Annotated in this window: 17 protein-coding genes; 11 read left to right on the top strand and 6 right to left on the bottom strand. The window is 58.4% G+C overall.

The window, feature by feature from the left end; all coding sequences use genetic code 11:
* Positions 1 to 126 precede the first annotated feature (126 nt).
* Entirely contained in the window at positions 127 to 555 is a 429-nt protein-coding gene (locus tag EP237_RS13610; RefSeq protein WP_127561441.1) for a MerR family transcriptional regulator, read from the bottom strand.
* Between the two features lie 240 nt (positions 556 to 795).
* On the opposite strand from EP237_RS13610, the gene EP237_RS13605 reads away from it, so the two are divergent.
* The 7 genes from EP237_RS13605 to EP237_RS13575 are packed head-to-tail and all read left to right on the top strand — an operon-like array spanning position 796 to position 5,363.
* The gene (locus tag EP237_RS13605; protein ID WP_206052302.1) at positions 796 to 1,332 is read left to right on the top strand and encodes an SCO family protein; all 537 of its coding nucleotides are present in this window, start codon (positions 796 to 798) and stop codon (positions 1,330 to 1,332) included.
* A 32-nt stretch (positions 1,333 to 1,364) separates the two neighbouring features.
* Positions 1,365 to 1,757 (top strand): disulfide bond formation protein B, encoded by a 393-nt coding sequence (locus EP237_RS13600; RefSeq protein WP_476703634.1) that lies wholly within the window; start codon positions 1,365 to 1,367, stop codon positions 1,755 to 1,757.
* Positions 1,754 to 2,410, top strand: a complete 657-nt coding sequence (locus tag EP237_RS13595; protein WP_127561440.1) for a DsbA family protein — start codon at positions 1,754 to 1,756, stop codon at positions 2,408 to 2,410. The genes EP237_RS13600 and EP237_RS13595 overlap by 4 nt, the downstream gene beginning before the upstream one ends.
* A 27-nt stretch (positions 2,411 to 2,437) precedes the next feature.
* On the top strand, positions 2,438 to 2,902 hold the full coding sequence (locus EP237_RS13590) for a copper chaperone PCu(A)C (protein WP_127561439.1): 465 nt from the start codon (positions 2,438 to 2,440) through the stop codon (positions 2,900 to 2,902).
* Positions 2,902 to 3,528 carry an SCO family protein gene (locus tag EP237_RS13585; RefSeq protein ID WP_127561438.1) on the top strand — a complete coding sequence of 209 codons (627 nt, stop codon included), beginning with the start codon at positions 2,902 to 2,904 and terminating at the stop codon, positions 3,526 to 3,528. Before EP237_RS13590 ends, EP237_RS13585 begins: the two co-directional genes overlap by 1 nt.
* Complete coding sequence (locus tag EP237_RS13580) at positions 3,525 to 4,904, top strand: M23 family metallopeptidase (protein WP_127561437.1); 1,380 nt, start codon at positions 3,525 to 3,527, stop codon at positions 4,902 to 4,904. Before EP237_RS13585 ends, EP237_RS13580 begins: the two co-directional genes overlap by 4 nt.
* Before the next feature lie 3 nt (positions 4,905 to 4,907).
* Positions 4,908 to 5,363 carry a DUF411 domain-containing protein gene (locus EP237_RS13575; protein WP_127561436.1) on the top strand — a complete coding sequence of 152 codons (456 nt, stop codon included), beginning with the start codon at positions 4,908 to 4,910 and terminating at the stop codon, positions 5,361 to 5,363.
* Between the two features lie 552 nt (positions 5,364 to 5,915).
* On the opposite strand, the gene EP237_RS13565 is transcribed toward EP237_RS13575, so the two are convergent.
* Together EP237_RS13565 and mntR are read right to left on the bottom strand one after the other, a co-directional pair.
* Positions 5,916 to 6,587, bottom strand: coding sequence for a L,D-transpeptidase (locus EP237_RS13565; protein WP_127561435.1), 672 nt, complete (start codon positions 6,585 to 6,587; stop codon positions 5,916 to 5,918).
* A 452-nt stretch (positions 6,588 to 7,039) separates the two neighbouring features.
* Positions 7,040 to 7,501, bottom strand: a complete 462-nt coding sequence (gene mntR / locus EP237_RS13560) for a manganese-binding transcriptional regulator MntR (RefSeq protein WP_127561434.1) — start codon at positions 7,499 to 7,501, stop codon at positions 7,040 to 7,042.
* A gap of 91 nt (positions 7,502 to 7,592) precedes the next feature.
* Between mntR and EP237_RS13555 the strand changes: the two genes are divergently transcribed.
* From EP237_RS13555 to phnE, 4 genes are read left to right on the top strand one after another with little or no spacing between them, the layout of a single operon-like run.
* The gene (locus EP237_RS13555; RefSeq protein WP_127561433.1) at positions 7,593 to 9,473 is read left to right on the top strand and encodes a cytochrome c peroxidase; all 1,881 of its coding nucleotides are present in this window, start codon (positions 7,593 to 7,595) and stop codon (positions 9,471 to 9,473) included.
* Positions 9,473 to 10,351 (top strand): phosphate/phosphite/phosphonate ABC transporter substrate-binding protein, encoded by an 879-nt coding sequence (locus EP237_RS13550; RefSeq protein ID WP_127561432.1) that lies wholly within the window; start codon positions 9,473 to 9,475, stop codon positions 10,349 to 10,351. Before EP237_RS13555 ends, EP237_RS13550 begins: the two co-directional genes overlap by 1 nt.
* Positions 10,348 to 11,130, top strand: a complete 783-nt coding sequence (locus EP237_RS13545) for a phosphonate ABC transporter ATP-binding protein (RefSeq protein WP_127561431.1) — start codon at positions 10,348 to 10,350, stop codon at positions 11,128 to 11,130. Before EP237_RS13550 ends, EP237_RS13545 begins: the two co-directional genes overlap by 4 nt.
* Positions 11,127 to 11,888, top strand: a complete 762-nt coding sequence (gene phnE / locus EP237_RS13540; RefSeq protein WP_127561430.1) for a phosphonate ABC transporter, permease protein PhnE — start codon at positions 11,127 to 11,129, stop codon at positions 11,886 to 11,888. The genes EP237_RS13545 and phnE overlap by 4 nt, the downstream gene beginning before the upstream one ends.
* Positions 11,889 to 12,045: 157 nt before the next feature.
* Here phnE and EP237_RS13535 read toward each other — a convergent pair whose 3' ends face one another.
* From EP237_RS13535 to EP237_RS13525, 3 genes are all read right to left on the bottom strand, one after another.
* Positions 12,046 to 14,406 carry a heavy metal translocating P-type ATPase gene (locus EP237_RS13535; protein WP_127561429.1) on the bottom strand — a complete coding sequence of 787 codons (2,361 nt, stop codon included), beginning with the start codon at positions 14,404 to 14,406 and terminating at the stop codon, positions 12,046 to 12,048.
* Positions 14,407 to 14,626: 220 nt separating this feature from the next.
* Positions 14,627 to 14,845, bottom strand: coding sequence for a hypothetical protein (locus EP237_RS13530; RefSeq protein WP_127561428.1), 219 nt, complete (start codon positions 14,843 to 14,845; stop codon positions 14,627 to 14,629).
* A gap of 19 nt (positions 14,846 to 14,864) precedes the next feature.
* On the bottom strand, positions 14,865 to 15,137 hold the full coding sequence (locus EP237_RS13525; protein ID WP_127561427.1) for a WGR domain-containing protein: 273 nt from the start codon (positions 15,135 to 15,137) through the stop codon (positions 14,865 to 14,867).
* Between the last annotated feature and the right edge of the window lie 37 nt (positions 15,138 to 15,174).

Here is a 15,174-nt window from a genome sequence, read left to right as displayed (position 1 = left end):
TACAGTGACTGTAGATTCAAGTTGTTTCTGAGTGTCCTCAATCCTCAAGGTATTGCTTGTTCTGGCACCTTTGAATTCGAATGACGATACGTCGCCTGCTAGCTAAGGGAAAATTGCATTTTGAAGCTAGGCTCCGATCTCGTTGTGGTCGGTCAGGCATTCCGAATGATCGCGCAACACTTCCAAAACGCGGCAGTCGGCAGTTCTCCCACCACTGCATTCGTGAACCATTCGCTTTAGTTCTTGCCGAAGCGCTTCCAGACGCTGCAACCTCTGCTCAACCTGCTTTAGTTGCCGACGTGCAATCTGGTCCGCCTCCTCGCAAGGCCGATCAGGGTGGTCGCCTAGGTCGAGGAGTTCTCGGATTGCATCGAGCGAGAACCCCAACTGACGCGCGTGCCGAATGAAGGAAAGCCGGTCCAGCGCAGCAAGACTGTAACGGCGCTGCCCGCCTTCGGTCCGGTCCGGTTCTGGCATCAAACCGATCTGTTCATAGTACCGGATCGTTTGAACCTTGGTGCCGGTTTTCTTTCCCAAGCCACCTATTGTCAGCATTCCCCTCTCCTTCTAGCTATAGTCTTTGTAGGTTTGGAGGGCTGGGGATAGAATTGCAACACCTCAGTCACGACCTCGTGATGGTACTGCTGAAGCTGAAGAAACAACTTGAACCTCTAGCTGCTAGAGGATGTACAGCCCGACAAATTGGCGAATATGGGCGGGCGACTTGCAGTGAATCTGGCGCTTCTACGAAAGATCCTTTGGGTGCTGGTCGGTGTCGCGGCGCTTTCATTTGCTATGCTTCTGCTTTGGGATAGTTACCGTTCCGAACAGGGGTCAGACGAGCCGCAGGTCTTCCGCGCTGCTTTCGAGCTTACGGACCATCAGGGGATTGTACGGACGCAGGCGGACTTCGCAGGTCGATGGATGCTCGTGTTTTTTGGCTTTGCAAACTGTCCGGACGTCTGTCCAACAACGCTTTCCGAGGTCGCCGCAGTAATGGACTTGCTTGGCAACGATGCGGAACAAGTCCAGCCGCTTTTCATCTCCATCGATCCGGAGCGCGACACGCCCGAGGTGCTTGCGGATTTCGTTCCGCGGTTCGACGCTGGGATAATCGGTCTAACCGGAACACCAGCTCAAATTGCCCTTACGTCGGACACCTTCCACATCTTTTTCGAACGTATCGAAGAAGCGTCGGCACCTGACGGCTACACAATGGGCCACTCTTCGCAATTGTTCTTGTTCAACCCTGACGCGGGATACACCACGTCCTGGCAATATGGCACTCCGGCGGAAGAGATTCTGGTGGAATTGAGGGAATATATGGAATGATGACATCAAGCCTGAGAGGCGAGGCGGCGCTCATGGCCGCATGGATCGTTGCGCTTTTCTCAACGCTGTCGGTTCTGTTCATCGGCGAAGTATTGGGCCAAATGCCCTGCCTGCTCTGCTGGTATCAGCGCGCGTTCATGTTCCCGCTGCCAATCATTCTGGGCCTTGGCCTCTGGTGGAAGGACACTGGCGTTGGACGCTACGGTGTCGCGCTCAGTCTAGGTGGCATGGCTATCGCGCTTTGGCATTCTGGTCTTTATGTCGGTGTCATCCCAGAGCCCATCCAACCCTGCACCGCGACAGGTCCGTCTTGTACCGATGACAATCAAAAAATCTTCGGACTTCCGATTCCGGCACTGTCGCTTCTGGCCTTTACGCTCACCGCGAGCCTGTCGGCCCTGTCTCTGAAGGAAAATCAGCTATGATCCGCCGATCTATTGTCCTGGGAGTTCTCGCTCTCGGCTTTGCACTGTTTGCAACAGCGGTGTGGTACACGACGCGATCCACCCCCGCGACTGAAAGCGCAGAGGTTCCGACCGAACTGCAACTGGCGCTCATTCGGCCTTATTCACCCATCCTGGGACCTGAGGAAGCGCCTGTCACCATCGTCGAGTTCTTCGATCCGGCCTGTGAAGCCTGCCGTGCCTTCTACCCGATCGTAGAGGACATCATGGCTGAACATGGTGAAAGTGTCCGGGTCGTTCTAAGATACACGCCGTTCCACGGCGAAGGTTCCGAAATCGCCATTCGCGTCCTCGAAGCCGCCCGAATGCAAGGGAACTTCGAAGCGGTCCTCGAAGCGCTCATGGAGGAACAACCCCGGTGGGCGGCCCATGGAGACATGCGCCCCGACCTAATCCTGCAGGTTGCCGTTTCGGCGGGTCTCGACCCCGAGGCCGCGCAGGCTCAGATGCTGGCGCCGCAAACCACCGGGCTTTTGAACCAAGAGCGCACAGATATCGAAACCGTCGGTGTGCGCCAGACGCCCACATTCTTCGTGAACGGCCGGCCTGTCGACCCATTTGGCGAGGCGGAATTGCGCGCGCTTGTGGCTGAAGAAGTCGCCAGCGAGTCGTGAGCACCCAAACTTGAAGTGGAAACCGAGATGAAAAGAGTGACTCTTGTCATGCCGTTGGCCCTCGTTACAGTCCTCGCTGCACCCGTCGCGGCGTTAGCCGGATCAGAGGACGTGGAGATTGAAAACGCCTGGGCGCGCGCCTCAATTTCCACCAGCCGGCCTGGCGCTGCGTACCTAACAGTTCGCAACACAGGCGACGTCGCAGTGACCCTCACTGGGCTCGCAACGCCATTGGCAATGATGCCTGAAATCCACGAGACAACAGTAACTGCCGAGGGCATCAGTTCCATGGCACCGGCAGGCGAGATCACGATTCAAGCCGGTGAAACCGTGGCGCTGGAACCCGGCGGCCTGCATGCGATGCTGATGGGTCTGCAATCTCCGATGACCGAGGGTGACTCCTTCCCGTTGACGCTGACATTCTCGGATGGCGGTGACGTCACGGTCGACGTGCCGATCCTCGGCATCGCCGCGCGCGGACCCGAGGGCTGATGCGGCGGCGGGCGCTTCTCGGCTATGGTGCGACGGGTTTCGGCGCACTCGGGCTGACACTTCTTGTCGGCTGGTGGCGCGTAGACGGTCCTGTCGCGCCTGATCCGGCGGAGCAGCGCCCGCTGCCCTTCTCGGAAATGGATTTCCGTCTGCAAGACCATGAAAGACAACCGGTTGGACCCGACATGTTGATCGGGCGCGCGTCGTTGGTTTTCTTCGGGTTCACCTTTTGCCCGGATATCTGCCCCACAACGCTTTCCGACATTTCCGGCTGGCTGGACGACCTGGAAGATGATGCAGAACGGTTGAACGTGATCTTAATCACAGTTGACCCCGAGCGTGACACCGTTGACGCGATGGCGGAATATGTAGGCTATTTTCATCCCGCAATACGCGGTTGGACAGGCCCTGAACCACAGATCGCGCGTGCTGCGGCCGATTTTCGCGCAATCTATGAACGGGTGCCCACTGAGAGTGGCGACTATACGATGAACCACACGGCGAGCGTGTTCTTGTTCGACCCGGAAGGACGCTTCGCCGGCTCCATCGACTATCACGAGCCGAGGGAATTCGCGGTGCCGAAGATCCGCAGAGCAATGGAAGCAGACGCTGTAGGTGAAACATGAAACAATGGTATCTGGTTTCCGGGGTTGCATCAGCGGGTGTCGTTTCAGCCATTGCCTTTGCAATTTGGAGCGTCCGGCAAGTTGAACCCGTCCCGCCCTCGCTCGCAGCCGCCATTCGGTGGGTTCCGGAAACCGTCACTTCTCCTGAGCTTTCTGAGGCGCCGATTGTCGACTTGAGTGTTTCCCAAGTGCAAACGCGGCCCGAACTTACACCCCCGCCGCCGCTTCCCGTCGCCGCGAGTGTCGAGGAGTCGCTCCCTGTCATAGAGCCGCCACTCCTATCCTGGTCGCGTGATTTCGCTCCGGGTGAAACGCTCGATGGGGTGCTGGCAGATGCCGAACTCGGGGCCACAGACAGGGCCGAGGTCGCGCTGGCGCTTGGGGCAGAATACGATCTGCGGCGCCTGCGTCCGGGACATGGTCTCACCGTCGTGACGACCCGTCCGGAATCCCGTCTGCACAGCGTCCTTCTGGAATTGGATGGCGGCGTCCGTATTGAAGCGGTTTTTGGCACCGAAGTTGAGACACGCGTCCTTGTTCCTCAGCCCGAACTGGTGATCCGCGCGGGAGAGGCGCGTATCGAAAGTTCTGTCTTTGCAGCACTCGACGAGGCCGGAATGCCAGCACGCTTCGCGGTCGATCTCGCACAGATGCTGGGTGGAACATTTGACTTCCGGCGTGATCTGAGGGGCGGTGAAACCTTGCGGCTGATGTGGCAGGAGGCACGGGTTGGAAACGAGATCATTGGCCAGCCGAGTCTGACCTTCGTGGCGCTTGACCTCGGTGACACAGTCTTCGAGATTGTTTGGCCCGGGGATGAGTCAGGTCGCGCAACTATCTATCGTGACGGAGAAATAATTCGGGTCTTCGCCCAACCCGTTGCGGGCGCGCGTCTCAGCTCGGTCTTTGGGCGCCGGACGCATCCGATCTACGGTAGTACGCGCATGCATACAGGCGTCGATTTCGCCGCTCCCCACGGAACACCGGTTTTTGCAACTGCCCCTGGCCAAGTCAGCTTCATCGGGCTTCGCGGTGGCTATGGTCGCGTCGTCGAGATTGCTCACGGGTCCGAGACCATGACCCGATATGCCCATCTGAGCGCCGTCCCCGAGGGCCTCGCCGTCGGCCAGTCCGTGGCTGCGGGGGACACGATTGGCCGCGTTGGTGAATCCGGCACTGCAACGGGACCGAATCTGCACTACGAAGTACGTGTGGATGGCCGCCCCACCGATCCTCTCTCCGACGAACGCCTCATAACGGGCGTGGAAAGTGAAGCGCTGGATGCTGCCGCGCTCTCGCGTCTTAACGAAGCGCGCGCCATGCTCGACGAGCAACTCGCCGGCATGGGCTTCTCAAGCGACATCGAAAGGATTTAATCCATGAAGCGACCCCTTGCGGCACTCGCGTTTGCCCTAACCCTTTTCCCAACGGCGGAAGCCCTTGCACAGGCGATGCCAATCGAAGTCTACAAGACCAATGGATGCGGCTGTTGCCTTGCCTGGATGGAGCACTTGGAAGAGAACGACTTCGCTCCAACCGGGCAAGACATGTTCGCGGGGCTTCTGGTTCGGTTCAAGCTGGAGAACGGCGTGCCACAGCGCATGATTTCGTGCCACACGGGGCTTGTGGACGGATACGTTATTGAAGGCCATGTTCCCGCTACAGAAATTCGCCGTTTGCTGGAGGAACGCCCAGACGCCATAGGACTGGCTGTGCCGGGCATGCCGCTCGGATCGCCAGGTATGGATCAGAGTCGGCGCGCAGATGCATACGATGTCTTCCTCATAAACCGGGACGGATCGACCGAGATTTTCGCAAGCTATCAAGGAATTTGATCTATGCAGAGCAGCACACAATCAGGCGGCATATCAGTGACAAACATTCACGGAACTCTAATAGAAGAGGCTGGGAATTGTGCGGGCGGGCGTCTGGAAAACCCAATGGTTGGCGGGTGGATATCTGCATTCTGCAAGGGGACCTTGTCTGCTGCCGTATTCCTTTCGCTCGGGGCCTGTGCTGTGCCAGTTACCGACACGTCCGCCACTCAACAGAACTACATGGAGGAATTGCCGGAGCAGGTCGTCGCAATTGCCGCATCCTATCAAAATCTTCAGGCCGTACGACTGCGGCCCGACGACGGGTGCTACTGGTACCAACATGTTGGACCCGTCGAGACGACAATGCTGCCGCTGTTAACCGCCTCTGGACGCTCGATTTGTACAAGGCGTGAGGCTGACCTTCCCGCGGCCAATTAGCGGACAAATTCGTCTGCAATTTCTTCCGGAACGTCAGGCCTATGATTGACACCTCACGTGTTGCCGGAATGCCAACATCCCTCGCGAGCCTTGCCACCGCACGGCTCCGAAACGCCGGTAAATCCGAACCGATCAACTATGCGCCGATGCGCGGCCGTCTCCATTAGCTGGATAGAGATGGGCGGTAACTCCGACCTGAACCTGTTCGTAGAGGTCATTAATATGGGGCATGACCATGCGCACACAGCCCGAACTTGCGCGAGATCCTATCGAACGAGGATAGGGAGTGCCGTGGATGCGAAGATATGTATCCCTGTCGCCAACATAGAGATAGAGAGCACGCGACCCCAAGGCATTCTGCGGGCCAGGCTCCATTCCGTTCTCATATTGAGAATAGAACTCGGGTTCGCGTTGGATCATAGCCGCTGTCGGCATCCAATGCGGCCATTCAACCTTGCGACGGATTGTGTAGGTGCCCGGCTCGTAAAGACCTGATCGACCGATAGCCACGCCATATCGCATGGCGGTTCCGCCCTCTTCAATGTGATAGAGATACCGAGCCACTGCATCGACGTGGATGTCGCCAGGCGAAAGATCGGCTCGCGCTTCGACCCGCTGCGGCAGCAACCGTGGGTGCAAACCCCAGGGGTTCGTTGTGGCCGGATCGTAGTTCGGCGGCGTAACTTGTGCATCCCAGTCAGCCCGTTGCGTTTCGGTTGGCCATGTGGTTGCAAGTGCTGGGACGGCAATCGCTGGCGAAAACATCGCCGCAGCTGTCACGATAAAATGGCGCCTGGTCAGCATGAGCCTGCTTCCCTCCAAGATTTGGTATTCCAGAGCACAGATGTGCTGACTAAATTCCAGTAAACAAGAGCGGTTGCAAAAACCAAAGTCCAGTCAACTCCGCGCGAGATGTGAAGAAATGTCCTTGCCCCCTCGACATCAAGCAGGGGAAAACGCATTACCTCATCCACGATCAAAGGGCTGGCGGGACGAGCGCGAGTTTCGTTCGCCTGGCTTGCTGGCGGTAAGCGGCGATCGCATCCGGAGGAAAGCTAATGCTCGTAGTCTTAAGCGTTGTCGGTGGCGCAGTCTGGGGAGGCTTGTTGGCAAAAAAGCGCGGTGGTAACAGGCTCGATATCGCGCAGTATGCAGCTGTCTCGGCCATAGCCTTCGGCCTGCTGGCCGTTTTTGCAGTATTCCTTTTAGCAAGGCTTTTCGGTTAACTTTTCACGGTACTCCCCAATCATCCATGCTCAGGATGATGCATCAATGGCACGCTGGAAGGCTGCTAGAGTCGCCTCGCTCACATGATGCTCGATCCCCTCCGCATCGCGCTCGGCTGTTTCCTGGTCAATTCCGAGATTGATTAGGAATGCGACCACGATTCTGTGTCGCCGCCTGCACGCATCGGCAAGCGCTTGCCCCTCGTCAGTCAGAAAAATCGAACGATATCGCTCGCGGCGAACTAGGCCTGCTGCTTTCAAGCGCGAGATATTCTTGGTGACAGTTGGCGGTTTCACCCCAAAACGCTCGGCAATATCGACCGGACGTGCTTCCCCCTGAACTTCAATAAGTTCGGCAATCAACTCAACGTAGTCCTCAGCCATTTCGCTCTCATGCGCCTTTCGCACGGTTGCGAACCCATCGGCTTGTTCCTCGGGATCCCGCGCATAAGCGGCAGTGTCGTCACGAAAATTTGAAGGTTGGTTCGTCATGGGGGGACAATGCCGGAACAACAATTGATTGACAACTATTCGCCTCGGGTAGATATGTTAGCCTCATCTAACTTTGGATCGGAGATTACGTGTGTTCCACAAGTTTTCCACTCTTGTGATTGGTGTAGCGCTTGGCGCTGGTCTTGCTAGTGGCCCTACATCGGCAACTCCGGTCCAGGAAGCCCCCTGGATTCCCGAAGCGGCTGCCTACCGGTTGACCTTGTTTCTGGGCAATCTAACCCCGGTCCCGTGGGATGAGTTGGAGCGGGCGTGGTTCGAACCTTATCACCAGTCCCAGTTCGCGCAGGGCGCTTTTCAGTGGCTTGAGGCTGAAAGCGATGTGGAGACTGATCAACTGATAGCCGCGATTGCAAGCGAGGATCGCCAGGCCGTTTTTTCGGAGGCGACACGACTGATTGCCGTACGCATCAACGAGGAATTGGACGAAGCACTCGCGGCCGAAACTCCTGCAGCGGCCCAACAAGCCGTCGGCGCGGCACAGGAACTCTACCGGGCATTTGCCGACCACATTGCCGCCGCCGACCCAGACGCCGCGCGGGAGATCGGCCTTGCCTGGCTGGAAATGGCAAGCGCAACAGGCTCCGCCGGCGTACTTGGTGTCGCTGTCGTTCAGCCGGACCGCGACGCCATGCAAGCCTCGCGCGCGGTCATTTCAGACTACCTTGCTGCTAACTATCTCATTCACTCCTTCGCGCCGCGTGACACGCTGAGCGCTGTGCCCGAAACCGTCGCCCTTGGAGGCCACGCCGTTGCCATCCCTGTAACGCTGCCACCCGGCTCTGACATATTCGATCAGGATCCCTTGCCACGTCTGGTTCTGGGCTTTGAAGAGCAGGGAATCGATGAAACCGATTTGCCGCTGATTGCATATGGCGACATGCTGTTTGATAGCCCCGAGATTTTCAGCGGACCAGCACGCGAGCTTGGGATTGCTTGCTCGTCCTGCCACAACCGCTCGGACATCAATCAGCGCTTTTTCATCCCCGGTGCCAGCCATCAGCCCGGCGCGGTGGATGTGGACGGCGCTTTCTTCAATCCGATGTTCAATGACCGGCGCGATGACCCGATCGACATTCCCAGCTTGCGCGGTCTTCGCTTCACTGGCCCCTATGGTCGCGACGGTCGCTTCGCCAGCCTCCGCGACTTCACACGCAATGTGATCGTCAATGAGTTCGCGGGTGCAGAGCCGACACCTTTCATGCTGGATGCCATCGTCGCCTACATGACGGAGTTTGACTTTCTGCCAAATTCTCTGCTGACCGGAGATGGGCAATTGACTGCCGCTGCCTCCGAAGCTGCGCGGCAGGGTGAAGAGATTTTCAACCGGCCTTTCGATGGACTCGGGGGCAGGTCCTGCGCAAGTTGTCACGTCCCGGACGGGAATTTCCTCGACCGGCAGGCGCATGATATCGGATCGGTTGCACCAGCCTATCAGGACGCGCGCGCAGGGGCGCTTGACACGCCGACCTTGTTGGGAACGGTTTACACCGCGCCCTATTTTCACGACGGCTCGTTGCCAACGCTCGCAGCCGTTGTGGACTGGTTCGACGATACAAATGCGCTTGGACTGTCCGGCGCTGAGAGAGATGATCTGACCGCCTATCTCGAAGCCGTCGGTGCCGCGGATGAGCCTTACGAGCAGTTTGATGACGAAAACACCCCCTTCCGGCTGGCTTTCGCTGAGTTGACCACCTTTGCATCGACACTCGACACGCTTCTGCTGCGGCGAGACATCCACCACATCCTGCTTCTGACCGATAGCGTCGCTTCGGATCTTGCGGCGGATGCCGGGACGATGGCCAATCTGTCCGCGCGCCCCGAAGTCTATTCATTGGCGGCGCACCTTGCTGAAGTTGGCACAGCTGTTCGCGCTGGTGACTGGCCTGCTGCAGAGGCAAGCTGGGCGGCCTTTCAGGGCGAAGCGCAAGCCATCGAAGAAAGGGCGTTCTGATGAACCTACTGCTGACCCGCCGTCATCTTCTGGCCCAATCCGCTGCGGGAGCGTGCGCCTTGCTGGCAGTGCCAGCCATGGCACAAACTGAAACGCTTCGCCTTGCTTTCATCCCGCAGGAGAATCCGCAAAAACTCCTTGGAGATATCGAGGCCATCACCGGCTGGTTGTCCGCCGAAATCGGCGTGGAGGTGGAGGGCTTCGTGACCATCGACCATGCCGCCGCTGTCGAGGCACTGCGCAATGGCGACGCTGACATTTCATTTATGGGGGCACTGCCCTTCGTTCTGGCCGAAGCCGAGATCGGGGCGGTGCCGCTCCTGTCCGAGATTTACCGCGGTTCGCCGAGCTATACGGGCCGCGTATTCGTCCGCAGGGATAGTGGCATCGAAACCCTGGCCGATCTTCGTGGTCGCGACATCGCCTTTGCCGATCCTGTTTCGGAATCGGGCTACCTCTACCCATTGGCCGAGTTCGAGCGTGCAGGGTTGATTGCAAGCTTGGCTGATGCCGACACGTTTTTTGGCAGAATGTTTTTCGCAGGGGGCTATCAGCAGGCGATGCAGGCGATGGCCGAAGGGCTCGTCGATGCGGCAGGGGCCAGCCAGTTTGCAGATTTGCTCCTTTCACCTGACCAGCAGTCTCAAGTGACATGGATCGCAGAGAGCGAGACTATCCCAAGCCATGTTGTGATCGCCCGCCCGGGTCTCGACGCTGAGGTGCAGGCAAGTTTTGTTGCGGCGATGCTGAGGCTCAACGAAGATGAAAACAGCGAGATGCTGCGCTATCTCTACGGTCCCGATGGGTATGTTACTGCCGATCCAACAGCGTTTGAAGGCGTTCGTGCCATGGCCAGTCGATATGGGTTGCTGCGATGACACCCGCAATTCAAACTGAGGACCTTGCATTCTCTCATCTTGGCTCGGGCTTGCCCGCATTGGCAGAGGTCGCACTTTTAACGCCGGAAGGAGCGGCTATCGCGCTGCTTGGCCCCTCTGGCGCGGGGAAGACTACGCTGTTGACGCTGCTCGATGGGCGGCTGCGAGGCTGGCATGGCCGCGCAACGGTGCTCGGGTCGGCTCTCGATCCCGATCGCGCTCCACCTCTTGCCCGGCGCGCCGATACGGGCTTTATCTTTCAGGAATTCGCGCTCGTTGAACGCTCCACTGTTCTGAGAAATGTTCTGAACGGCCGGCTAGCCCGGATGGAGTTCTTCCGCGCCCTCCTGGCGCGCCCGTCGCCGAATGACGTGACCATCGCCCGGACAGCGTTGGAGGATTGCGGCATCGCGGATCTCGCCGAAAGGCGCGTCGATAGCCTAAGCGGCGGTCAACGCCAAAGGGTCGCGATTGCGCGCTGTCTGGCACAGGAACCAAGGCTGATCCTGGCCGACGAACCCGTTAGCAATCTTGACCCCGTCCGCGCTGCGGAGATTCTGTCGCTTCTCACCCGGGCTGCAAGAAAACGCGGTGCAACCACGGTTTTCTCTTCACATCAGCCCGAACTGGCGCGCCGGTTTGCTGAAAGGGTGATCGGTATGCGGAATGGGCGGATCGTCTTCGACATGGCCACTGAAGATTTGAGCGAAGACGCGACTGTTCAGCTTTACCAGGACGCCGAGAATCCGCTTTCCCCTCTTTTGCAGGTGGTTCAGTGAAGCGCGCGCGGAATGTCGGCGGTTTTGCGGCCAGCGCGCTTATCGCAGGTGCCGTGCTCTGGTCTTTAGTGACAACCGATGTTGAACTGTCCCGGTTGCTGTCCGCAGCGCCACGCATTGCTGATTTTCTTGGACGGATGTTCCCCCCGGATCCGACGGTGATGTCCGAGATTGTGCGCGGCAGCGCAGAAACACTGCGCATCGCCATCGTCGGGACGCTCGGCGCCGTCATCCTGTCCGTACCGCTCGGTATTCTTGCCTCCGACACGATGGCTCCGCCTGCCGTTTATCGACTGGTTCGTACGCTGCTCGCGCTCATTCGTGCCATTCCCCTGATACTTGTCGCAATGCTAATGGTTGGGGCGGTGGGGCTAGGACCATTGCCTGGCATCATCGCGGTTGCGTTTCATGCCACGGGCATGCTGGCAAAGTTCTATTCAGAGGCGATCGACAATGTCGAGCGCGCGCCAATCGCTGCGTTGGAAAGCGCCGGAGCCGGTCCGATTCTTCGTCTTCGCCACGCAATCTGGCCGCAGATGGCGCCGGTCATCGCCCGCGACACCATTTTCCGGTTCGAGTTGAACTTGCGGGAGTCACTCGTCCTAGGCATCGTCGGGGCCGGCGGAATTGGGTTCTACATTCAGACATACGTGCGCTCGTTCCAGTACGATAAAGCGGCGAGCGTAACGATAGCAGTGATCATCATGGTTATCGCGATCGAGGCCGTGAATGTCGCGCTTAGGCGGCGCTTCACCTGACGCGTGTATCTAACCAATCTGCGGCGGATATCTCCGCAGCAGGGCTCATCGTCCCATCACTCGATCTGTTGTTTCGACGGCTGTTTTCGAAAGCTGGCCCGCTGCAGCCTGTCGCTTCGTTCCAATTCATTCTGGAAAGCGTATCCTACGCAAATCTTCAGTGCCCGTGCGCAAGAGCACCGGCGGCCCTCTGTTCTCCCGTTCCCAGGCCCCCGTGCGGTGTCCCTTGATCGTGTTTGGTGTTCAGCAACCGTAGTGTGTTCATCACCACAATCAGAGACACGCCGACATCAGCAGCAATCGCGCCCCACATCGAGGCCATGCCAAACGCGGTCAGGCCAACAAACAATGCCTTCGTTGCCAGTGAAATGCCGATATTCTGGCGAATGATCACCATTGTCCGTCGAGAGTGAGCAATGAGCCATGGCACCTTGCCGATATCATCGGTCATCAATGCGACGTCGGCAGTTTCGATGGCTGCGTCCGACCCTACCGCTCCCATGGCAATGCCATAATGCGCGAGCGCCATGGCAGGTGCGTCGTTCACACCGTCGCCAATCATCGCCACCATGTCGTGGCTGGTGACCAACTCCTCGATGGCGGTGACCTTGTCTTCGGGCAGAAGTTCGGCGCGCACTTCGTCGATTCCGACCTCGGCTGCAACCGCCCGTGCGGTGCGTTCATTGTCTCCGGTCAACATCACGACTGTGCCGACACCAAGGCCATGCAATCTCGCCACGATGCTTCTGGCGTCGGGCCTGATCTGATCGCGCAGCTCTAGAATGCCAGTCACGCCATTTTCGTCGCCCACGGCAACCAATGTGCTGCCCGCTCCCTCGATCCGGTCGCGGATATTGGCGGGGATTTCGACGCCGAAACCCAACTCCTCGGCAAATCTATCAGACCCGAGCCAAATCGTTTTACCGGCGGAACGACCTTCCAGTCCGCGTCCCGGAATCGTTCTGGTGTCATCGGCGGCGGTGATCAGAGCACCGTCGCGTTCGGCCCGTTTAAGAATGGCGCGTGCCAGTGGGTGCGATGAGCGTGCCTCGAGCGAGGCAGCAATGCTCAGCAGGTCACGCTCGCTGCTGCCACCAAGCGGATAAACCGCGGAAACCTCGGGTTCTCCCATTGTCAAGGTTCCAGTCTTGTCCATTGCCAGCGCAGTTGTCCGGCCTGGAGCTTCGACATAGGCTCCGCCCTTGATCAAAACGCCGGACCGCGCAGACGAGGCAAGCGCAGCGACAATGGAAACCGGTGTCGAAATCACCAGCGCGCAGGGGCAGGCGATGACCAGAAGAACCAGTGCATTGTAGAACCAGAAGCCCCAGGTGCCACCGGCCAGCAGCGGTGGTAGCAATGCGATGGCGATGGCAAGGGCCATAACCGCAGGGGTGTAGATGCGGGCGAATTTGGTGACCCATTGTTCCACCTCAGCGCGCCGGGAATGCGCATCACCGACCATACGGATAATCTTGGACAAAACGGTATCGGCCACCACCTTCGTTACCCGAATGGTCAGTGTGCCTTCACCGTTGATAGTGCCCGCAAACACATCGTCGCCGAGCCCTTTGGGGACAAGCGCACTCTCGCCAGTGATCGGAGCTTGGTCGACCGCTCCAACTCCCTCCGTCACCTCTCCATCAAGTGGGATACGGTCGCCACCACGCACGACAAAAAGATCGCCAATGGCGACCTGTTCTGCCGGGATGGTCGCTTCGCTGCCGTCGGATCTGATCACGCGTGCTGTTGGCGGTGCAAGGTCCAGGAGCGCCGCGACAGCATTGCGCGCCCGTCCGACGCTCCAGCTTTCGAGATAGAGCGAAAGTGAAAAGAAGAAGGCGACGGTCGCCGCCTCGAAGAACTCGCCGAGCCCAATGGCACCGGCGACCGCTACTACCATCAAGAGGTTCATGTCCGGCGACAACCGCCGGGCTGATGACCACGCTTTTGGCGCAACGAGCCACACGCCGAACAGGATCGCCAGCGCAAAAAGCCCAACTTCTGGCAAAGGCATTGGAGCTTCGCCGTGCCCAGAAAACAATCCAAGCGCGCCGCCCAAACCGGTTTCGACCAAATGCCACAGAAATCCGGCCGCCCAGAACGCTCCACTTAGTGCGGTAAATCGCCTTTGCCTGGCAAGATGAGCGGCCTGATCTGTGGAGGCGCTATTCGCGTCCCACGGACGCGCGCTCATTCCGGTACTGGCAACCAGTTTGATCACCTGATCATCCGTGGTGCTTTTGGCTGACCTAAGGACGGTCATCCGTCCGTTGATGACATCGAAGGCCAAATGGTCCGACCCGCCAACCTGTGGACCGACAACCTTTGTCAGGATCGAAACTTCTTCGGCACAATCCAACCCACTGACCTGAAAGCTTCGTCCTTCGACAGAACCCGGTGCCGCAGGAGCGATATCACCGCAACTCGCTTCGCCGCCACAACACGAGCTTTCAGTGTCAGAGCGTGCCCCATCATGTGAGTGGTCATGGTGATGATTTTGGTTTTCGGATGCCATTGTTGGACCTCGGATTCGCTCAGCTCCCGAATGGATAGCACCTACAGCAACTAGAGCTTCAAGGCCCTATCTCGTAGTTGATCAAACTTCGTGTGTTGAGTGGTCAAACCAGGAAAACTGCGCCGGTTTCCGCAGCTCCATGGTCAAAAAACCCGTGGTCCGCGTGTCCATGCCCAAATCTAGCACAGACCTAGCACAGTTGGAAACCGCACCAACAATATCAACGACTTAACTCATCATGACGCGCATCGAAATCTCGCTGGTCCATGGCTTTGCTATGATCGAATCCCGAAAGCAGATTCGAAAAGCCGCTGTTCAATACTCCATTCCAAACGTCAGCTTTGTCCGCACACTGCTCCTTCAGCATATTGAAATGCTGCGCGATGCACGAACGGCTGGTCTGGTGAAGCCGCGCTGCGGCGATGGTACTTGTCGTCAAGGTCTGGTCTGGGCCGTTCTTACGATTCAAACAATAACTGATACCCCCGACGCTTCTTCGTCACCGCAAGCTTCATGAGCGCATTGACGGCGCGCCCTTCGTCCGAGTGCTGTTCGATCAGCATCTGACCTCGGTACCCGATACGGCCCCATTCCCGCACGAGGCATGCGCCACCGAACAAGTCCGGCTGAATCGTCATCCGATAGAAGCGCCGCATGTTGACGGAGGGGTCGATCCGCTTGAGATCGACCGTGGTCGGGAACACTTCCATTTGCTGCGATATGTCGAACATGTTGTTGGCGCCTCTCTCCAGACCACAATATCAAGTG

The organism is Nioella ostreopsis (assembly GCF_004000255.1).
Taxonomy (GTDB): domain Bacteria; phylum Pseudomonadota; class Alphaproteobacteria; order Rhodobacterales; family Rhodobacteraceae; genus Nioella; species Nioella ostreopsis.
The sequence above is the reverse complement of the archived record's forward strand: the minus strand, read 5'-3'. Positions and strand labels throughout refer to the sequence as shown.